The 20,686-nt window shown below is 42.0% G+C and carries 17 protein-coding genes and 2 riboswitches; of the genes, 9 read left to right on the forward strand and 8 right to left on the reverse strand.

Annotation, left to right across the window (positions count from 1 at the left end; translation table 11 throughout):
- Nucleotides 1-187: 187 nt before the first annotated feature.
- The 4 genes from ACMHKH_RS06985 to ACMHKH_RS07000 form a co-directional block, all read right to left on the reverse strand.
- On the reverse strand, nt 188-1,411 hold the full coding sequence (locus ACMHKH_RS06985; RefSeq protein ID WP_413519921.1) for a vWA domain-containing protein: 1,224 nt from the start codon (nt 1,409-1,411) through the stop codon (nt 188-190).
- A gap of 81 nt (nt 1,412-1,492) precedes the next feature.
- Complete coding sequence (locus ACMHKH_RS06990; protein WP_413519922.1) at nt 1,493-2,347, reverse strand: AAA family ATPase; 855 nt, start codon at nt 2,345-2,347, stop codon at nt 1,493-1,495.
- Nucleotides 2,348-2,576: 229 nt separating this feature from the next.
- On the reverse strand, nt 2,577-3,179 hold the full coding sequence (locus ACMHKH_RS06995; RefSeq protein ID WP_413519923.1) for a hypothetical protein: 603 nt from the start codon (nt 3,177-3,179) through the stop codon (nt 2,577-2,579).
- Between the two features lie 230 nt (nt 3,180-3,409).
- The gene (locus ACMHKH_RS07000; RefSeq protein ID WP_413519924.1) at nt 3,410-3,733 is read right to left on the reverse strand and encodes a YcgL domain-containing protein; all 324 of its coding nucleotides are present in this window, start codon (nt 3,731-3,733) and stop codon (nt 3,410-3,412) included.
- 377 nt (nt 3,734-4,110) lie between these two features.
- A riboswitch (glycine riboswitch) is annotated at nt 4,111-4,248 on the forward strand.
- Nucleotides 4,249-4,304: 56 nt separating this feature from the next.
- Nucleotides 4,305-4,443, forward strand: a riboswitch (glycine riboswitch).
- A 168-nt stretch (nt 4,444-4,611) separates the two neighbouring features.
- Between ACMHKH_RS07000 and gcvT the strand changes: the two genes are divergently transcribed.
- The 6 genes from gcvT (at nt 4,612) to ACMHKH_RS07030 (ending at nt 11,795) form a co-directional block, all read left to right on the forward strand.
- Entirely contained in the window at nt 4,612-5,796 is a 1,185-nt protein-coding gene (gene gcvT, locus ACMHKH_RS07005; RefSeq protein ID WP_413519925.1) for a glycine cleavage system aminomethyltransferase GcvT, read from the forward strand.
- Nucleotides 5,797-5,833: 37 nt separating this feature from the next.
- Nucleotides 5,834-6,475, forward strand: a complete 642-nt coding sequence (locus tag ACMHKH_RS07010) for a hypothetical protein (protein ID WP_413519926.1) — start codon at nt 5,834-5,836, stop codon at nt 6,473-6,475.
- Nucleotides 6,476-6,581: 106 nt separating this feature from the next.
- A complete protein-coding gene (gene gcvH / locus ACMHKH_RS07015) occupies nt 6,582-6,962 on the forward strand; it encodes a glycine cleavage system protein GcvH (RefSeq protein ID WP_011280078.1) in 381 nt (126 codons plus the stop codon).
- 249 nt (nt 6,963-7,211) lie between these two features.
- Complete coding sequence (locus tag ACMHKH_RS07020) at nt 7,212-7,982, forward strand: nitroreductase family protein (protein ID WP_413519927.1); 771 nt, start codon at nt 7,212-7,214, stop codon at nt 7,980-7,982.
- Nucleotides 7,983-8,044: 62 nt separating this feature from the next.
- The gene (gcvP, locus tag ACMHKH_RS07025) at nt 8,045-10,942 is read left to right on the forward strand and encodes an aminomethyl-transferring glycine dehydrogenase (protein ID WP_413519928.1); all 2,898 of its coding nucleotides are present in this window, start codon (nt 8,045-8,047) and stop codon (nt 10,940-10,942) included.
- Nucleotides 10,943-11,117: 175 nt separating this feature from the next.
- Nucleotides 11,118-11,795 (forward strand): esterase/lipase family protein, encoded by a 678-nt coding sequence (locus ACMHKH_RS07030; protein WP_413519929.1) that lies wholly within the window; start codon nt 11,118-11,120, stop codon nt 11,793-11,795.
- 25 nt (nt 11,796-11,820) lie between these two features.
- Here the strand turns inward: ACMHKH_RS07030 and ACMHKH_RS07035 are convergent, their stop codons facing one another.
- The 4 genes from ACMHKH_RS07035 to ACMHKH_RS07050 form a co-directional block, all read right to left on the reverse strand.
- Nucleotides 11,821-13,131: a ribonuclease D gene (locus ACMHKH_RS07035; protein WP_413519930.1), complete on the reverse strand. Its 1,311-nt coding sequence runs from the start codon at nt 13,129-13,131 to the stop codon at nt 11,821-11,823.
- 132 nt (nt 13,132-13,263) lie between these two features.
- Nucleotides 13,264-13,857: a recombination mediator RecR gene (gene recR / locus ACMHKH_RS07040; RefSeq protein ID WP_413519931.1), complete on the reverse strand. Its 594-nt coding sequence runs from the start codon at nt 13,855-13,857 to the stop codon at nt 13,264-13,266.
- Nucleotides 13,858-14,087: 230 nt separating this feature from the next.
- Nucleotides 14,088-14,417 carry a YbaB/EbfC family nucleoid-associated protein gene (locus ACMHKH_RS07045; RefSeq protein WP_413519932.1) on the reverse strand — a complete coding sequence of 110 codons (330 nt, stop codon included), beginning with the start codon at nt 14,415-14,417 and terminating at the stop codon, nt 14,088-14,090.
- Nucleotides 14,418-14,497: 80 nt separating this feature from the next.
- On the reverse strand, nt 14,498-15,766 hold the full coding sequence (locus ACMHKH_RS07050; protein WP_413519933.1) for an O-succinylhomoserine sulfhydrylase: 1,269 nt from the start codon (nt 15,764-15,766) through the stop codon (nt 14,498-14,500).
- Between the two features lie 441 nt (nt 15,767-16,207).
- On the opposite strand from ACMHKH_RS07050, the gene ACMHKH_RS07055 reads away from it, so the two are divergent.
- The 3 genes from ACMHKH_RS07055 (at nt 16,208) to dusA (ending at nt 20,636) form a co-directional block, all read left to right on the forward strand.
- The gene (locus ACMHKH_RS07055) at nt 16,208-17,977 is read left to right on the forward strand and encodes a phospholipase D family protein (RefSeq protein WP_413519934.1); all 1,770 of its coding nucleotides are present in this window, start codon (nt 16,208-16,210) and stop codon (nt 17,975-17,977) included.
- A 212-nt stretch (nt 17,978-18,189) separates the two neighbouring features.
- Nucleotides 18,190-19,491: an MFS transporter gene (locus ACMHKH_RS07060; protein ID WP_413519935.1), complete on the forward strand. Its 1,302-nt coding sequence runs from the start codon at nt 18,190-18,192 to the stop codon at nt 19,489-19,491.
- Nucleotides 19,492-19,664: 173 nt separating this feature from the next.
- Nucleotides 19,665-20,636, forward strand: coding sequence for a tRNA dihydrouridine(20/20a) synthase DusA (gene dusA / locus ACMHKH_RS07065; RefSeq protein ID WP_413519936.1), 972 nt, complete (start codon nt 19,665-19,667; stop codon nt 20,634-20,636).
- Nucleotides 20,637-20,686: the final 50 nt, after the last annotated feature.

Here is a 20,686-nt window from a genome sequence, read left to right on the forward strand (position 1 = left end):
CGGATGCTAGATTTGCAGTACGTGATGCGTGGAATCGTCCTTTGATTTAATGGTTGATGATAAGGTAATACTAGCCTTTCACAAATAATTAAAACGCTATAGAAAAACAGCCTTTACTTAATAGTAGAGGCTTTTTTTATTTTGATTCGAAATCTTTATAGCATTAAATCTTTAAATCTTAACGACACTATCGCGCCATATAGTTGGTCATATCTTCCACGCCATGCAAGGTCATCGGATACATCTTACTATCAAACAATTTTTTAATCTCAACGATGGTTTGGGTATATTGCCAATACGTCGGATTCTCAGGATTGAGCCAAGCGACTTTGTCAAAATGCGCAAGCACTCTCTTTAACCAGACAATACCTGCTTCATTATTCATATATTCAACGCTGCCGCCAACTGTCATCAGCTCATAAGGCGACATCGACGCATCACCCACAAAGATAACTCGGTACTCACGTCCATATTTATTGAGCAGCTCAAAGGTTGGCATTGGTGCACTATGGCGACGATTATTGTCCTTCCAAACATAATCATATAGGCAGTTATGAAAGTAAAAAAACTCTAGGGTTTTAAACTCATTCTTTGCGGCAGAAAACAGCTTCTCTAACGCTTCTACATGGATATCCATACTACCACCAACATCAAATAACATGAGCACTTTGACGCGGTTACGCCGCTCAGCCTGCATATGAATATCGAGCATACCTTTTTTGGCAGTGCGTTTGATAGTCTCATGAATGTCTAGCTCATCAGCGCTACCTGTGCGCGCAAATTGGCGTAGATTACGCAGTGCCATCTGAATCTGTCGCGTACCAAGCTGACTGTCATCATCAAGGTTGTGATATTTACGCTGCTCCCAGACTTTCGCCGCACTACGCTTACGTGATTCGCCGCCGACGCGCACGCCTTCTGGGTGATCACCATAAGCACCAAACGGCGACGTGCCACCACTGCCCACCCATTTACTACCGCCTTGATGACGCTCTTTTTGCTCCTTAAGCCTCTCCTCAAGTGCTTTCATCAGCTCCTCAAGCGAACCATATTTTTTGAGCAGACGACGCTGTTCTTCAGTCAGATTTTTCGGATCTAATTTTAAGTCGAGCCACTCTTTAGGAACATCAGTCAGCTTTGCCATCAGCTCATCCATATCGAGACTATCAACACCCTCAAAATAATCCGCCATTGCTCGATCAAATTTATCAAAGTGGCGTTCATCTTTGACCATACATAGCCGAATTAATCGGTACATATCTTCGCGACTGGCAAAGGTAGACAGTTCACTATTTTCAGGATGCGGCTGCATCATCAGACCTTGATCTAGCGCGGCATTTAGGTCAAGCAGCTCGCGGGTACTGACCGGCACGCCGTAAGTACGCAAGGTATAGAACAGTTTGATAAACATAAGAGTCGCATCACTTATTAACTGATATGGTTATGATTTAAACGTTTGCATAAGCTTCAATCTTTGCTCTGAAGCTTATGCTTAACGACGCATCATATTGGCAAAACGCTGCAGTAGATTCACATCGGCTTCGTTTTTAAGCAGCGCCCCATATAACGGCGGAATAGACTTCTCACCACGTAAGTTTTCTTCTAATTCTACTTGCGCCATATCATCCGCCAATAATAACGTTAACCAATCGACCAATTCAGAGGTTGATGGTGGCTTTTTGAGTCCTTGAACATTGCGCAGCTTATAAAAAATATCAAGCGCATCATTGACCAGCTTTTCTTGAATATTGGGAAAATGCACTTCAATAATCTGACGCATAGTTTCTTCTTCAGGGAAATCAATATAATGGAAAAAACAGCGCCGTAAAAACGCATCCGGTAGCTCTTTTTCATTGTTTGAGGTAATAATCACCACAGGGCGTTGCTCAGCGGTAATGGTCTCACCGGTCTCATAAACATAAAAAGACATCTTATCAAGCTCATGTAGCAAATCATTTGGGAACTCAATATCGGCTTTATCAATCTCGTCAATCAGTAATACACTACGCTCTTTACTGGTAAAAGCATCCCACAATTTACCAGGCTTGATATAGTTACCAATCTCATAAACCTTGTCGTCACCCATTTGCGAATCACGTAGACGCGACACCGCATCATACTCGTACAAACCTTGCTCTGCCTTGGTTGTTGACTTGATATGCCATGTAATCAATGGCATACCTAAACTCTCAGCAACTTCTTCTGCTAGTAAAGTCTTGCCAGTACCCGGCTCACCTTTAATCAGCAACGGCTTTTGCAAGGTCATCGATGCATTGACAGCAAGTTGTAAATCGTCAGTAGCAATATAGCTTTGCGTACCCGTAAATTTGGTTTTTTGATCAATCATAATAAGATCTCAGTTATTGTTATAGAGTAAAGATGGTTTATAAGAGTTTAAATGGCAAGCTAGTAAATACTGTATTTAGGTTAGCACAGCCGCGTTGATTGCCAAAATACTCATGCGTTCGCAGATATTTCTCACATAAAAAAAGACACCCATGGTGTCTTTTATATTCATAAGGAAAATGCATAAATTAACAATCAATACGATGAACTAGAAAGTAGAAAAATTGAAACTAATCATTATTCTTAGATATTGTGCTATCTTTTTTTAGATTAATTGATGAATCGACATCTTCAATAGGCATCGCTTCAACAGGCACGACTTCGTCAGATTCTGTTGCAAGATAATTACTAGATGCTAGCTGCATATTGGCTTGGGCGTCTTGCGCAGTACGACTACGCGCTTTATCCAAGCTTGACTCAAAAGCGCCACGAATAAGCTGCCAGACAAAACCGACGAATAGACCGACGAACAAAACTACCAATATTGGCAGCATATTGGCTACTGCGCCAGCAGTGTCCTTCGTCATAATCGCATAAACGACGCTAATACTAGCCGGTGCAATCACGCTAGGATCATTAAGTGCGGTGCCTGGTGCCAATAACACCGCAAATAATATCATCCAGCTCATACCGCCGAGTGGACGTGGTAGCATGCGCGCGACCAATAACCAAAGTACCAAAACAATAATGACCCCACCAAGATAGGCATACATTGGTAAGTCTGCTGCTGGCACATCTTTTACCAGTTGTCCCCACCAAATAGCCAACTCACCGAGGATATCGCTGATGGCTTCTAAGGGTAAGCTATGTAAGATATTTTTTAACCAGTCCATGCGTGTATTATTACCTACGTTTGTCAGTATTGCGAGATATTGATGATATTAATCATGTTAATGAGCGGTTAGTTTATCACGACTATTCACCAAAATGCATAACACTAAATATTTCATCCGTGTCTATCTACTCTATTTAAGAAAGCCTAATTCAAGGAAGTTAAGAGGTTATATTTGATAAATCAACTTCAAACTATCACCATGAACCTTATTAAAACGTATTATAACTATTACGTATTATAAATACTGTCTTGAGATTCGCGAGCACGCAGTTCTGCTTGGCGACGCATCACATCTTGCGGTGGCAACTGTACAAAATATCCTTGAGCCTGTAGCTTTGCTAACACCTCTTTTTTATCTACCCGAGCAAGCGTCGGCGTCGCTGCCAAATCTAGATGCATGACAAACTCACTTCGACCTAAGCCTGCACGAAAGTCTTTTGGCAATATACCCAACCAATCCTTAATTTCATCTGTATCATTCGGATAATCAGGACGCGCAATATAGATATACATATCATTGTGTTTGGGAAACTTATAAATATCGCAATGCATAACACCAACCTATCAGAAACTATCGCCATAGATTAGCATATTTCAAGCAAATATCAGTAGTAGCTTTACGTTTGGCTATGGTAAAACCTATTAAATAGGCTGTAATTTTGCTTAAATAAAAGATAAAAATACTGATGCAAACACCCCGTATGCTTTGCTTTATAAAGAACGATACACATAGATAAACTTTGAACCGTAGATTTTAATAATAAATGCTTCCGTTTTCTGTTACATGAAAGCCATGCAAGGTTATAGAAACACTAGCGCTTAAATTTGCTTTTTTATAGTATTATTCTTATAAATAATCGTTATAGCCAAGATTATTCACTTTAATACGTTGGATGACTTGTAAAAAAGCTATGAACCTTTCATAATAAAAGCGTTTTTCAGGAGAGAGTCTTTAGCATAATGTTAGTAACACTTATATCAATGAAGTTATACTAATAATTGCTATATGACCACCGAAGGCGCATCTACCCTGCCAATCGCTCAGGTAAAAGGACTGAAAAACACATGCCACAACGGTTTATCTGTATCGCGCTGATTGGCGTATTGCACTCTAAACCTTAGGCATAACAAATCTGGAGAGCGGTCAAGACGGACGACGTCTTACCCACCGAAGGGGAGAAAATGCGACATCATTGTTTTGTGAAAGACATTCAATGATGGCTCGTGTTGAAAATCTCAGGTCACAGGACAGATAGGGCTTTTACCCAAACTGACGTTCAGCGTTTGTTTGGTGAATAGTTTTATCTTTTTTCTGTACTACCCTTGGTTGCAATGCTTGCACCCTGCAACATTGCTTCTCGCTACTATGACCATGCGCATCAGCTGGCTGCTTTTATTAAGCAAGCCTGATATGCACATAAGGATTTGTTATGACCGATATTCAAGATAACACTGCTCAAAATACTGACACCCAAGCCCCGCAGCGCACTCCTCTTTATCAGTCTCATGTCGATAGTGATGGCAAGCTGGTAGATTTTTCTGGCTGGGAGCTACCTATTCATTATGGCTCACAAATCGAAGAGCACGAAGCAGTACGTAATGACGCCGGTATGTTTGATGTCTCACATATGGTCATCGTCGATGTACAAGGTCCAGACAGTAAAGCGTGGCTACAGAAACTACTAGCCAACGATGTTGATAAATTAAAAACCGTTGGTAAAGCCCTTTATTCTCCTATGCTGAATGAAGAAGGCGGCATCATCGATGATTTAATCGTCTATCTATCAAATAGCGACGAAACGCAATACCGTATCGTATCAAACGCTGGTACCCACGATAAAGATATGGCACATTTTGAAAAAATTGCGGCAGACTATGATGTGTCGCTAACTGAGCGTACAGAGCTTGCCATGATTGCAGTTCAAGGGCCAAATGCCGTTGAAAAACTGGCACAAGTTAAACCTAGCTGGGCTGATACTTTAGCAGCAATCAAGCCTTTTGTTGGTGCTGATTTAACCGATATCGAAGGCAAAGATTGGTTTGTTGCTCGTACTGGCTACACTGGTGAAGATGGCGTCGAAGTCATCATGCATGGTGATGACGCGCCAGCATTCTTTGAGCAATTAAAAGCCAATGGCGTTAAACCTGCTGGTCTGGGCGCTCGTGATACCTTGCGTATGGAAGCCGGCATGAACCTTTATGGTCATGATATGGACGAAAGTATCAGCCCTTATGAATCAAACATGGGTTGGACACTTGCTCTTAAAGACGAGCGTGACTTTATTGGTCGCGAAGCACTCGTGAGTAAACGCAAACAAGCCAAAGATGATAATACGGCGATGAAACAAGTCGGTTTATTGATGACTAGCCGTGGCGTATTACGTGAAGGTATGGAAGTCACCATTAATCAAGGCACTGACAAAGAGCAAAAAGGTATCATTACCAGTGGTACTTTCTCTCCTAGCCTCAAAAACTCTATCGCCATCGCCCGTGTTCCTGCTACCCTAACAGACGATGATCATGTGCAAATTGATTTGCGCGGCAAAGGTAAATTCGTCGATGTACGCGTGCTTAAGCTACCATTTGTCCGTAATGGCAAGCAGCAGTTTGAATAATAAATTATTTATTAGGTTTTTACCTTAGGAGTTATTCATGCTGTTCCCAAGACTATTAAAAACTAATGGTTTACTAGCAATAATCATTATGCTTTTTTTATCTACTCCATCTTTAGCAGCTAACAGTGGCGCAGATTGGACACCTTATTTCAAGTCTTGGGAAAATGCCTGTGATTTAAGTGGTCAAGAGGTTTTACTGGTTAATTTAATACCTGACTATGAAGATATTTATAACTTAGATGATAGAGCTTCAGGTAAAGTTGATTTTACACCTGGCAAAATAGTTTTACCTATTAAGTATAATTTATCTATAGCTAGTAAACTAAATACAACTTTTAGCTCCTTTGAAGAAGGTTCTCTGCCAACTAAGAGTTTAATGGCTGATTCAGGTTACTTTGATGCTAATTTCAATGTAGTCGGTAAATATTATGGTATGCCCATAACAAAAATTGGATTTGTTGGCGGTATAGCTAACGGTGTTTACTCCCCTTACTTCACACTAGATATGGATGCTGATAAGGTAAGAAAAAACTTACGAGCAAAAAATGTCTCACTGATTTATGAGCATTCAGAATTTCACGACTCAGATGAATATGGTAACTCTGATATTGGCATTGGAATATACCCTAATCCTGAATATCCAGAAAAAACGAATATCGTATGCGATTTGTCTAACTAACATTGTATTCTATAAAATAGCTGTGCACTGAAGTTAAATTCGACCTATTATTTATAGATTTTAATTACTTTCTAACAACCCTTCTCTATCACTTAGGAGAGAGACCATGAGTAACATCCCAGCAGAACTAAAATACATCGCCAGCCACGAGTGGTTACGCTTAGAAGACGACGGTACTATCACTGTTGGTATCACTGACCATGCTCAAGACCTATTGGGTGACGTGGTATTTGTTGAATTGCCAGACGTCGGTGACATCATCGCGGTTGATGACGAAATCTCTGTTGTTGAATCAGTAAAAGCCGCTTCTGACGTTTATGCACCTATCTCAGGTGAAGTGGTTGCAATCAACGAAGCGCTAGAAGATGATCCAGAAATCATCAACTCTGACCCATACGGCGAAGGTTGGTTCTTTAGAATGAAGCCTGACAACATCGCTGACTACGAAGCACTGTTAACCGCTGATGAGTACGAAAACGAGCTGTAATATCAGTCTTATGCTCCTTTAAAAGCAAACCAACAGATACTGGCAAGCGCTGGTATCTGTGCTCTTTAGTTTTAAACTAATACTTTTAATACCATTATTTCAAGACAGTAATTATAAGACCACTAGCACTGAATTTATGACGCTCAACTGCTATCTGATTTATTCATATTAATCACTTGTCAGACACTATTGAAGAAATGCTTTTAATAATGATAAGTTGATTACTCAATCCTCAGTATGGATCCTAATATGACCCCTGACACTGATAATCAAGCAAACTTTCAGGCAAAATTTGCCACGCCCGATCATACGCCACAGCTACAAGCGTTTCGCGAAGTGGTTGAATCACGTCGTTCAGTACGTCGTTTTACCGATACACCGATACCTGATGATGTGTTAGCAGATTGCCTGCGTTTAGCGATGCTTGCTCCAAACTCAAGCAACCTTCAGCCGTGGGAATTTTATGTCATTGATGATGCAGATAAGCGCAAACGTGCTATCAAAAACTGCATGAATCAAAATGCTGCTAAGACCTCTGCACGCCTTATCGCTGTCGTTGCTCGTACTGATGTTTGGCGTGACCATGCACAGCAATTATTGCGCGAATACCCTGATAAGCCAGTACCCAAAAAAGTCAAAGACTACTACACCAAGGTCGTTGCAATGGATTTTTTACGTGGTCCTGTCAACCTATTGTCAGCGGCTAAATGGGGTGCGACGCAAGTGGTCAGACGGGTAAAAGGTCCGATCAAGTCGCCTTACTATACCTTTGAAGATACCAAAAACTGGGCAACCAATAACGCCTCATTAGCCGCTGAAAACCTGATGCTAGCATTACGTGCACACGGTTTTGATAGCTGCCCGATGGGTGGTTTTGATGAGCCTGCCATGAAGCGTTTGTTAAATCTAAGCAATGATCAACATATCATTATGATGATTGGTGCAGGCGAGCGTGCTGACAATGGTGTCTACAATACCCAGTTTCGCTTTGACCAAGACCAGTTTGTGCATTACGTATAACAACGTAAGCCATTATTTTATTTAAATGAATCCCTTTATTACTCCCTTAACCAAGGACTGTCATGACTATCTCTCAAAACCCAACGTTTGATACCTTTACAGGTTTATTCAACGAAGCTGAATTTGTTTATCGTCATCTTGGCTCAAATGATGCCAAACAAGCGGATTTGCTTAGCGCTGTCGGCTATAAAGATATGGCTAGCTTTATTAACGATACCGTACCTGAGCCAGTGCGCTTGCATAAAGAGCTAGATTTGCCATTGGCGATGAGTGAGCACGCAGCGCTTGCCAAATTGCGTACCATGGCTGATGACATCACGGTTAATAAGAGCTATATCGGACAAGGGTATTCGCCTGTGCGTATGCCTGCTGTCATTCAGCGTAACGTCCTTGAAAATCCAGGTTGGTATACAGCTTATACGCCTTATCAAGCGGAAATCGCCCAAGGTCGTCTAGAAGCATTGCTTAACTTCCAACAAGTTTGTATTGATCTGACGGGTCTTGAGCTTGCTGGTGCCTCACTACTTGATGAAGCAACTGCTGCAGCTGAAGCGATGGCAATGTCAAAGCGTGTGAGCAAAAGCAAATCTATCCAGTTTTTCGTTGATGATCGCGTCTATCCACAAACGCTAGATGTCATTAATACCCGTGCTAAATACTTTGGTTGGGAAGTAATCGTTGGTGATTTTGATCTAGCAAAATCAGGTGACTATTTCGGTGCATTATTCCAATATGTCGGTGTTGAAGGTGATGTTACAGACTTAACTGATGTCATCGCTGCCGTTAAGAAAAACAAAACTTATGTGAGTGTCGTCAGCGACATCATGAGCTTGGTGTTATTAAAATCACCAGCAGATATGGGCGCAGACGTAGCTTTAGGTAGTACGCAGCGTTTTGGTATCCCAATGGGCTTTGGTGGTCCACATGCGGCCTACTTTGCGTTCTCTGATAAAGCCAAACGCTCAGCGCCTGGTCGTATCATTGGGGTCTCAAAAGACTCACAAGGCAATACTGCCCTACGTATGGCACTGCAAACTCGTGAGCAACATATCCGCCGCGAAAAAGCCAACTCAAACATCTGTACCTCACAAGTACTTTTGGCAAACCTAGCTGGTATGTATGCCGTTTATCATGGTCCAAATGGCGTTAAGCGTATTGCGACTCGTATTCACGCGTTTGCGACTGCCTTTGCTGATGTTATCAAAAATGCCAACGACAGCAATTTGAACGTGGTACATGACCAATTCTTTGATAGCGTTGTGATTGATTGTGGCTCAGAAAAATTGGCGACTCAAATCTTCGAAAACGCTGACAATGTTGGTTATAACTTATGGCGTCTCGGTGACAGTAAATTAAGCGTCGCCTTTAGTGAAACCAGTGATCAAAACGATTTCAATGTATTGACTCAATTATTCGTTAATAAAGCACATGACCTACCAGAAGACGCTCGTGTCTCTCTTGATAGCGCTCATTTACGTACCGATGCTATTTTATCGCATCCAGTATTTAACTCGCATCATACCGAGCATGAAATGCTGCGCTATTTAAAATCGCTTGAAGACAAAGATTTGGCGATGAACCGCAGTATGATTTCACTCGGTAGCTGTACCATGAAATTGAATGCCACCAGTGAGATGCTACCAATTACTTGGCCTGAATTTGCCAATGTGCATCCTTTTGCACCGCGTGATCAAGTCACAGGCTACGTTGCCATGATTGATAGCTTACAAGAGCAACTTAAAGCCATCACAGGTTTTGATGACGTCTCTATGCAGCCAAACTCCGGTGCGTCAGGTGAATATGCCGGTCTGCTTGCCATTCGCCGCTATCACGAGTCATTGGGCGAGACTGAGCGTGATATTTGCCTGATTCCAATGTCAGCGCACGGTACCAACCCTGCAACTGCGATGATGATGGGCATGCAAGTGGTCGTGGTCAAAACCGATGACAATGGTAACGTTGATATCGATGACTTAACGGCTAAATGTGAAGAGCATAGCGCCCGTCTAGGTGCATTGATGATCACCTATCCATCGACGCACGGTGTGTTTGAAGAAGGTATCCGTCATATCTGTGATTTGATCCATAATCATGGCGGTCAAGTGTATATGGACGGCGCTAATATGAATGCACAGGTCGGCATGATGCAGCCTGCTGACGTTGGTGCAGATGTGTTACACATGAACTTGCACAAAACCTTCTGTATCCCTCATGGCGGCGGTGGTCCAGGCATGGGTCCTATCGGTATGAAGTCACATTTGGCACCGTTTATGGCCAACCATACCCTAAGCCCTGTGCACAATGCACAAAAAGACTGCTCAGCGGTATCAGCAGCTCCTTATGGCTCAGCAAGCATTTTACCTATTTCATGGATGTATATTGCCATGATGGGCCGTGATGGCTTATTAAAAGCGACTGAGCTTGCGCTACTAAATGCTAACTATGTCGCCGCTGAATTAAAAGATCATTACCCTGTTCTTTATACTGGCAAAAACGGCCGTGTTGCTCATGAATGTATCATTGATATTCGTCCGTTAAAAGACGAAACCGGTATCAGTGAAAGCGATATCGCCAAGCGCTTGATGGATTATGGTTTCCATTCACCAACCATGAGCTTCCCAGTAGCGGGCACCTTGATGATTGAGCCGACAGAGTCTGAGTCTAAAGAAGAGCTTGATCGCTTTATCAGTGCGCTAAAATCTATCAAAGCGGAAGCGTTGAAAGCCAAAGCTGGCGAAGACAACTGGACATTAGAAAATAATCCATTGGTCAATGCTCCGCATACGGCTGCAATGGTGACTACTGGTGAGTGGGCATATCCATACAGCCGTGAGACAGCAGTATTCCCACTGCCTTATATCCGTGCCAATAAATTCTGGCCAAGTGTGGCACGGGTTGATGACGCTTATGGCGACAAGAATCTAATGTGTTCTTGCCCAAGTATCGAAAATTATATGTAGTCTTTAGACTTACAGTTTTATCCGCTCATAACAAAAACCTCCGAGTCAGCAGCTGATTTGGAGGTTTTATTTTGTCTATCATTCAATATCAACAAAATTTGTCGTTATAATAAGAATACAAATAGCAACGCTTGCCTTTTATTCATGATTGCAAACAGCATCTACGGATTGACTAATGGTACAGAAAAATCGCGTTATTTTACTTCATGGACTGCATCATGCGCCATTTATCATGCGTCCATTAGCCAAACGTTTACAAGCAGCAGGGTTTGAGACTTATCGATATGGCTATCGTAGCATGCGAGATGGCATTCAAACCAATAGCGAGCGGCTTAATAAGTGGCTTGAGCAGAATCATAACCCTGATCAGCCAATAGACTTGGTCGGTCATAGTTTGGGGGGTTTAATTATTCGTGATTTTGTTACTCAGTATCCCAATTGGCAGATTGGACGTTGCGTGACGCTTGGAACACCGCATATGGGCAGTATTTGTGCCGATTATATATGGCGACTGAGCCCTGCTATCGTTGGACTCTCTTATATCGATGCATTAGATGGCACAGTAGCGCCGTTACCTAAGCATATTACTCTAGGCGTGATTGCTGGCAGTCGTCCCTATGGTTTGGGACAATTATTTCTTCGATACCATAATCGCAAATTACGCCAAAAAGACAGCCCATTGCTTGATGAATATCTGGTACATGATGGCACCGTCTATTTAAAAGAAACCAAACTTGACGCTGCTACTGACCATTTAATCTTACCTGTATCGCATACTGGCATGTTGATCGATAGTAAAGTCGCAAAACAAACCTTATACTTTTTGCAGCATGGTCAATTTCAACGTCAGTAGTTTGAATATAATTAAGTAACTAGCATTAAACATTGATACCCATGCCTTGCTGTAGTTCAGTTTTATGCGCTTCAATAACAGGAATCAAGGTTTGCATCACCCAGTCGTTACGCCAGCCTTTTAATCCTTGTGGCAACTCGCTTAAATCTTTATCAAAGGCAATCACTTCATACAATTGCCCGAGCCACTTTTTACGCATCAAGACACTGGCAGGTACGCCTGTAATTTCTGCTTGGTCGTCTATCGCTTGTTGCACCGCTTTTGACAACACTTTGTTTTTTGAACGATACGGTGGTAATAGACAATCTGGGTATTCAGCAGGATGCAGGTTTTTTGCATCCCTGATTACTTTAAGTAGCTCGTCACCATATAAGCGCAGCATACTGCGATGCATGGTTGTCTTATGCGCCAGCTCACGCATGGTGTTTGGTTTTTCAGTGATAATCTCGCGTACCGCTTGTTTCTTTATCACAAAGGTACGCGGCTGATTGGTCGAACGCGCCAGCTCCTCACGCCACGTCGCTACCGCCTGCAAGATCGCCATTTGCTCAGAGGTATAACGATAATCTGCCATGGTCAGATACATCTGCTCATCTTCAACATTCTGTGCGTCATATAAGTCGCTGGCATAAAGCTGACAGTCTTCCCAGACATACTCATAAAGACCTTGCTTCTTCAACTCATATTCAAGGCTCAGATATAAAGCTGGTAAAAAGCGCACATCATCAATCGCATATTGTTCTTGCTCATCTGATAATGGACGCTGTAGCCAATCTGACTGACTATGTTCCTTATCAATATGCATATCGAGCTGGTCATCAAGTGCTTGCTGATAGCCCATTTGTAATTGACCGGTCAAATAAGATAAGGCAATTTGCGTATCAAATATATTGGTCAGCGGCGGACAACCTGATAATAAGTAAAAAATACCCAAGTCTTCACCGCAAGCATGCCAAATAGCGACATCCACTTTACGCAATGCTTCCCAAAAATCTTCTAGTTGCAACTGCGGTGCATCTAGCAAATAAATATGATCGCCAATATTTAACTGCACTAGTGCCAAGCGCGGATAATAAGTATCACGTTTGATAAATTCAGTATCTAATGCCACGCGCCCACAAGTGGCCAATGCAGTGATAACCTCACTCAATTGACTTTGTTCACGTACCCAAGTAATAGCAACCTCATCGGCGATATCTAATAGCGCATCAATATCTGGTTCTGCTGGCAATGCTGCTGACACGATGTCGGTGTTGGCTGACTCATTTGCTAAGCTATCAGTAGTATCAGAAGGGTTTTCTTGAGGGTTTGAATCAGTTAAAGTGCTGTTGGACACGGGCAGATACCTGCATTAATAAAAGAAAAAACGCTGAGTCGCGTCTTAATAAAATTAAATAAGAGAAAATAATAAAGTAATTATAACAATATCAGGAAATAAAGTGAGCAAAACTTCAATATTATAAAGATGTTATAAAAAAGAGCGATTTTGCATGGCTTGCCCAAGGGTCATACTATCAAGGTATTCAAGCTCGCCACCCATAGGTACGCCTTGCGCCAAACGCGTGACTTTATTGACATGGCGGCCAACCGCCTCACTGATAAAGTGCGCCGTAGTTTGCCCTTCAACTGTGGTGCCCGTTGCCAATATTAGCTCATCGACTGGCTCTTGCTTCACGCGCCAGACCAGTTGTTCGATATTTAAATCATCAGCGCTAATACCATCAATCGGTGATAAATGACCACCTAGTACAAAATAACGCCCACGATAACCTGCCGTCTGCTCAATCGCCATCACGTCTGCTGCGGTTTCGACCACACACAATAATCCATCGTCACGCCTAGGATCTTGGCATAATGGACAAACTGCCTCATCGCTAAAGCTATGACAACGCTGACATTCGACAATATCACGCATCGCCTCATCAAGCGCTTGGGCAAGTGCCATGCCTTGTGGGCGTTTTTTGGTGAGCAAATGTAGCGCCATCCGTTGGGCGCTTTTTTGCCCTACACCCGGCAAAATACGTAGCTGTTTGACCAGCTGATCAAATTTGGCTGTCAGCAAAGCTGCTTCCTTTATTTATAAATCCTAGCTATGAAAATGGGGTCGTATCGTATCGATAACAACCCCATTTCTGATGTTTATAAAGCTGCTTCCTTTATTTATAAATCCTAGCTATGAAAATGGGGTCGTATCGTATCGATAACAACCCCATTTCTGATGTTTATATAGTCAGATGACATATGGTCGAATGCTTAAAAAGCAGTCTGTATATCATCGCCGAAATTAAAAATTTAGAACATACCTTGCATGCCTGGTGGCAGACCCATACCTGAAGTAGCGCCAGCCATGGTTGATTCATACAGCTCATCCGCTTGACGCACAGCATCATTGATAGCCGCCGCGATTAAGTCTTCAATCATATCTGGCTCATCTTCTAGCAAGCTTGGATCAATCGTCAAACGCTTAACCACATGGCGACCTGTCATGGTTACTTTTACCAAACCACTACCCGCTTCAGCTTGTACTTCTTTATTGGCCAGCTCTTTTTTGGCATTTTCAACGTTTGCTTCAACTTTCTTTTGCATCGTTTGTGCTTGTTGCATTAATGCTTGAATATTCATAGTTGCCTCTTTTGTTTTTTAATAATAAATGATTGGTATTTTACTACTATAAAATGCTAACAGCGATTATACCGTTATCTTTACAAACTGTCTAAACCACGCGCCAAATCTTTGATGATATCTTCCACATCTTCTAAACCAACCGATAGACGAATAAGACCGTCTTTCACGCCTGCTTCTGCGCGCTCTTGGGCACTCAAGCGAAAATGGGTGGTGGTTGCAGGATGGGTAATAGTCGTTTTAGCATCACCTAAATTGTTAGTGATAGAGACCATTTGAGTTGAATCAATGACATGCCATGCAGCAGCTTTTGAATCACGCGTCTCTGATGGCTGCACTTCAAAACCCATAATCGCGCCAAAACCGTCTTTCATATGATGCTGGCGTTTGCTTAATTCATGCGATGGATGGTCACTCAATCCTGAAAAATGCACGGTACTGACATTAGGGTGATTAACCAAAAACTCTGCCACTTGATTGGCATTATTACAATGTGCCTGCATACGCAATTTAAGCGTCTCAAGTCCTTTAGTAAAGACCCAAGCATTAAACGGGCTCATGCTGATGCCGCCTGAACGTATGACGGTAAATGCTTCTTGCATGAGCTTATCGCTACCGACTAGCGCGCCACCCAATACACGACCTTGACCGTCTAAATATTTGGTCGCAGAATGAATCACGACATCAGCACCCAAATCAAGCGGACGCTGCAAAGCTGGAGTAGCAAAGCAGTTATCAACGACGAGGAGTATATCATTGGCTTTACATAGCTTACTTAAAAAGCCAATATCACAAATCTGCGCCAATGGATTACTAGGACTTTCGCAATAAATGACTTTGGTATTGGGCTGAACAGCATTTGCCCAAGCGTCATTATCGAAGCAATCAACGTAACTGACTTCCACGCCAAACTTTGCCATATAGTTGTTAAATAAGCCAATCGATGAGCCAAATAATTGATTGGCAGCAAGCAAATGGTCACCGCCTTTTAAATAAGCCAAGCACATGGTCAAAATTGCGCCCATGCCAGAGGCTGTAGCTACTGCACGCTCACCGTTCTCAAGCGCGGCTAGACGGCGCTCAAAGGTACGCACGCTTGGATTAGTATGCCGCGAGTAGACATTGCCGGTCTTAGTGCCATCGAAATGCCCAGCAGCATCAGCCGCTGAGCTGTACACATAAGAGCTGGTGGTAAAAATAGCTTCTGAGTGCTCGCCTTCATCGGTACGATGCTGACCTGCACGTACTGCTATAGTTTGCATACCATAATCAAGTTCTAAATTTAGCGCATCATCGCGCCAGTTTGCATCCAAGCCATTTATAGCGTTTTTATCTTGCGGTTGACTCATAAATTTTCCATTGTTCTGATTGTTATTTCCAATAGCGTTTATTTTTGATTATAAACATTACGCATTCGCGTTATCATATCATGCAAACTGCTGCTGCCAAACTGGTAGCGTAAAACGTTACCTGTTGATATCAACTGACACTTAACTTATTAAAATGCCATTTTTAAAAATGACAACGTCAAAATCATACTACTAACTATTAATATCAGCCGCATCTAATACCATCAACCTTTAACACAGGCAGTATTTTATAAAAGTAACGCATTTATCATAGTCATCATTAGCGACACCTGCTAAGCTTGGCGGCGATTTAATTTTGCCTTAGGTGATATTATCATACGCCTTATAATCAGTGTTATCATCTGCAAAACTGCCGAATAATACATACCTATTTGTTGGTACATTTTCTACTATATCAAGGCTCACTAAGGTAACTTATTTATGTCGATGTTCAGTATAGAACCCAGCAACTTATCGTTGAGCCTGACACTCGGCCTCACCTTAGGTCTTAGTGGGTGCCAAAGCTTGCCAAAGCAGCCACATTTGCCAGAAAGCCAAGCGCTATCAGCGCGGGTCGATGCTTTATATCAATCACCCAATAACAAGCAAAATAAGATAGAAATAGAGGTCCAAAAAGAAAGTACTGAAACAAGTGCCGATGCGGGTGTTGGTGATAATAGCACGACTACTGCTCTAGACGCTGATGCCACGAACCTTGGTATCTCAAACACTGTTACCTCAAATGCCGCCACTCCAAATACTGATAGTCTTGATTTGGTTGCCTCTATCAGCCAACAAAGCGAGACCCATCCTGATTTATCAGGCTATCATCCGATTGTGACCGGTGCCAATGCGTTTGCCTCACGCAGTATATTAACCGGCATGGCGAAACGCAATATCGATGCCCAATATTATATTTGGCATAATGATCAAGCGGGTCAGCTGATGCTCAAAGACTTGTGGGATGCAGCGGAACGCGGTGTCATTGTGCGCTTGTTACTCGATGATTTTAATAATAATGCTGAATTTGACCAGCACTTACTAAGGTTTGCCAGTCACCCTAATATCGCTGTACGTATTATTAATCCGCTTATGCACCGTAAGTTTCAGACGTTGAATTTTGTCACCGGTCTGCCGCGTATCAATAGACGCATGCACAATAAAAGCATGATTTTTGATAAGCAAATCACCATCATTGGTGGGCGTAATATCGGTGATGAATACTTAAGCAATGATAAAAACAGTCAGTTCGCTGACTTAGATGTTTTATTGATTGGTAAAGTGGTGGCAGATATTGATAATAGCTTTGCCAGCTATTGGTCAGCGCCAATATCATTTGATATTCAAACCTTAGCGACCCTTGATAAAGGAGAAACTACCGATTTCTTGCAAGGTCTCGATAAGTTAGAAGCCGACGAGAAAAGTAGTAGCAATGGCAGTCTATCCATTTATAAAGCGGCGATTGATGACTCCTCTATCGATACGGATTTGATCAACAAACAAGTGCCTTTTCGCTGGACAGATATGCAGTTCTTAAGTGATGACGTCGGTAAGTTGACCAAGACCGTGCCAGCAGACACCAATTTGGTGCATCAAATGCGTACCCTGCTTGGTAGTCCATCAAAAAAACTGACCATTATCTCATCCTACTTTGTACCGACTAAAGACGGTGTTAATACCTTGGTCGCGCTGGCAGAATCTGGTATTGAAATCAAAATATTGACCAATTCGTTTGATGCGACTGACGTCACTGCGGTGCATTCTGGCTACAGCCAGTGGCGTCCCAATTTACTACGTGCAGGCGTCAAGATTTATGAGCTAAAATCTACAGCTTCTGAAGAAAAACGTGAAAATAAACTTTGGAAAGCGCGTAGTCAATCCTCAACCAGCCTTCATGCCAAAGCATTTGCTGTTGATGACTATCAAGTCTTCATTGGTTCATATAATGTTGACCCTCGCTCAGCTAATATCAATACTGAGATGGGCGTAATTATTAATGATGATAAGCTTGCCACTCAATTACATGATGCATTGAGTGATGATTTATTGAATCAAGCATATGAAGTGAAGTTATTAGAAAATGGTAATCTACAATGGCATACCATGGAAAACAATAAAAAAGTTATCTATGATTCAGAGCCTCGTGTCGATATCAGCGACCATGTTTGGCTGACCATCATGTCATGGCTCCCTATTGATTGGTTACTATAGTATAAACATTAGGCATCTCACTATAAGAATAGAAGTTAATTCATATTTATAGTTCTTTCTTAACTTTGGTTTGTGTAACCATCGCTAAAAAAAACACCCATATTGCTACGATGAATCATTATTAATAATGGTTTGTCGTTTTTTATTATAGAGGGTTATTTAGATAATAACCCTCTTAACGAATACCTGAATATCTGGACACGCGACTTACTATGCCTTCTCGTTCTCAATATGCACTCATGACCTCTAAAGATAGAAATACGGTACTGTTTACCTGCTATAGCAGCGCAATAGCGTTTTTCGACTTTTTAATATACCTCTATGTTTCAGATATGATGGCAGCGACTTTATTTCCAGTCAGTACCGATCCCAATATCACAAAAATACAGGGGCTTGCACTATTTGCAATTGGTTATGTGGCGCGTCCACTTGGTGGCGTTATCTTTGGGCGTTATGGCGATATCAAAGGTCGTAAACCTTTATTGTTGATCAGTATTTTGGTCACGGCAGCAAGCTTATTAGCGATGGGATGCTTGCCTACTTATGCCCAGTGGGGTTTGGTAGCACCTGCATTGTTTATCTTATTAAGGTTGATACATGGTATGGCCTATGGTCTTTATGTGCCACTTTCTTGGGTATTTGTTGCAGAGCATGTACCACGCCAGTATCTGTCAGTAGGCTGTAGCTATGTGACTGCCAGTTTTTTTGTGGGTGTGTTATTCTCTAATGCCTTTTTCCTTTGGTTAAGTAATGCCCTAACCAGCGAGCAATTGGCTGATTATGGTTGGCGCTTACCTTTCTTTATCGCAGCTATATTAACGCTTCTACCACTCCTTGTATGGCGATGGATAGAAGAAACGCCGTTTTTTACCGAGATGAAAAATTCAAGACCCAGTGATTATGTTGCCAAGCCCTTTACTCTTCTTTTTAAGCATTGCAGGCATTCTATCTTTATTGGTCTGGTTCTTACTTTAATTGTTTCAAGTATTACCACAGTCGTTGTTATTTTATTGCCTGATTTGATTGAATTACGCTTTACACTCGATAGCGATTTATTTGGATTTTCCCACAGCCTTGGTATCGTTTTTATGATTTTTGGCTGTATTTTTTATGGCATTATCTCAAACCACCAAAATTTTGGCAAAATCTTGACAATAGGTTCTATTATCTTGATTGCTCAAATGCTTGCCTTCTTCTATCATTTAGAGTCAAGCGGTGACTATATCCTTATTATGTATGCGCTTTTGGGCTTTTGTGCTGGTATTGTCGGCATGATACCTGCCATCTTGATCCAGCTTTTCCCAACCAATGTGCGACTCACCGGCATGGCTTTTTGTTATAATATTACTTATGGTTTTGTGGGAGTATTAGTACCGTTCGGGCTTGGCTATGCCACTTTGTATGTGAGCTTTTCACCTGCGCTCTATATCGCCTTTATCGGTTTTATTGCCATCATAATGGGCATTTATTTTTATAACTTACCTGAATTCAAAAACATTGATCAGGTTATATAGCAAGGTTTGTCGAAATTGGCGAGTCATTGGTATTTATTTTTTAATAGCATTTTTTATCAACCTTCTGTATCAATTTCCCAGACCGTGCAAAATATATGCAAGCCTCTTTATATATCATCACAACTTATTATAAACCTCTTTAAAAATTCCCTAAAAATTAAGGCTTAACCACCATGGTTGATATAACCAACAAGCGCCTTTCGGTCGCGCCTATGATTGATTGGACAACAACAGATTATCGTTATTTTGCCCGCCTTTTTAACCCACATGTCTATTTATATACTGAGATGATTAGTACGGGTGCGCTGATACATGGCAATCGTACGCGGCATTTGCGTTTTGATACACTTGAGCATCCGCTGGTGCTACAACTTGGCGGCGCAGATATCACAGAGATGACGCAGTGTGCAGAATTCGCCCAGCAGCATGGTTATGATGAGGTCAATATCAATGTAGGTTGCCCATCTGACCGTGTACAGCACAATAAAATCGGCGCTTGCCTAATGGCAGAGCCCAATACGGTCGCAGAGTTGGTAAAGCATATGCAAGCGGCAGTCGATATTCCAGTAACGGTCAAGCACCGTATCGGTATTGATGACTTTGACAGTTATGAGTTTATGGCAGATTTTGTACAGACGGTGGCAGCAGGTGGTTGTACACGCTTTATCGTCCATGCGCGCACAGCATGGTTACAAGGCTTGAGCCCAAAGCAGAATCGTGAGATACCACCGCTGCGCTATGAAGATGTATATCGTTTAAAGCAAGATTTCCCTACACTTGATATTGAGATAAATGGTGGGATTGAGAGCGTCGCTGATATTGAGGCACATCTTCAATATATCGATGGGGTCATGATTGGGCGCGCCTTTTATCATAACCCTTATCTACTCGCCGAAGCCAATAGCTTGTGGGGTAGCCCTGTCCCCAAGCGTTCAGATATTTTGGCGCAGCTATATCCTTATCTAGAAGAACAAACTGCTAAAGGGGAAGCACTTCCAACGATGACTCGGCACTATTTAGGATTATTTCAAGGGCTGATTGGTGCCCGAAAATGGCGTCAAGCGTTAAGCGGCAAGCCTCATTTGACTATCGATGATATCAAGCATGCAGCGACTGAAGTATTAGCTCTTAACCCTAACGCTTAATAAGCTCTGCCAGTGTATAACAGTGAATACGGTTTAAGTATTCGCTGTTG

It is taken from the genome of Psychrobacter glacincola, assembly GCF_965118485.1.
Classification (GTDB): Bacteria; Pseudomonadota; Gammaproteobacteria; order Pseudomonadales; family Moraxellaceae; genus Psychrobacter; species Psychrobacter glacincola_D.

Coding starts and splice junctions, on each gene's coding strand:
- ACMHKH_RS07030 (WP_413519929.1), top strand. CDS start 11,118: ATGGTACAGAAAAATCGCGTTATTTTACTTCATGGACTGCATCATGCG.
- ACMHKH_RS06995 (WP_413519923.1), bottom strand. CDS start 3,179: ATGGACTGGTTAAAAAATATCTTACATAGCTTACCCTTAGAAGCCATC.
- ACMHKH_RS07055 (WP_413519934.1), top strand. CDS start 16,208: ATGTCGATGTTCAGTATAGAACCCAGCAACTTATCGTTGAGCCTGACA.
- ACMHKH_RS06990 (WP_413519922.1), bottom strand. CDS start 2,347: ATGATTGATCAAAAAACCAAATTTACGGGTACGCAAAGCTATATTGCT.
- ACMHKH_RS07060 (WP_413519935.1), top strand. CDS start 18,190: ATGCCTTCTCGTTCTCAATATGCACTCATGACCTCTAAAGATAGAAAT.
- ACMHKH_RS07020 (WP_413519927.1), top strand. CDS start 7,212: ATGACCCCTGACACTGATAATCAAGCAAACTTTCAGGCAAAATTTGCC.
- gcvH (WP_011280078.1), top strand. CDS start 6,582: ATGAGTAACATCCCAGCAGAACTAAAATACATCGCCAGCCACGAGTGG.
- ACMHKH_RS07045 (WP_413519932.1), bottom strand. CDS start 14,417: ATGAATATTCAAGCATTAATGCAACAAGCACAAACGATGCAAAAGAAA.
- ACMHKH_RS07050 (WP_413519933.1), bottom strand. CDS start 15,766: ATGAGTCAACCGCAAGATAAAAACGCTATAAATGGCTTGGATGCAAAC.
- dusA (WP_413519936.1), top strand. CDS start 19,665: ATGGTTGATATAACCAACAAGCGCCTTTCGGTCGCGCCTATGATTGAT.
- ACMHKH_RS07000 (WP_413519924.1), bottom strand. CDS start 3,733: ATGCATTGCGATATTTATAAGTTTCCCAAACACAATGATATGTATATC.
- gcvP (WP_413519928.1), top strand. CDS start 8,045: ATGACTATCTCTCAAAACCCAACGTTTGATACCTTTACAGGTTTATTC.
- ACMHKH_RS06985 (WP_413519921.1), bottom strand. CDS start 1,411: ATGTTTATCAAACTGTTCTATACCTTGCGTACTTACGGCGTGCCGGTC.
- gcvT (WP_413519925.1), top strand. CDS start 4,612: ATGACCGATATTCAAGATAACACTGCTCAAAATACTGACACCCAAGCC.
- ACMHKH_RS07010 (WP_413519926.1), top strand. CDS start 5,834: ATGCTGTTCCCAAGACTATTAAAAACTAATGGTTTACTAGCAATAATC.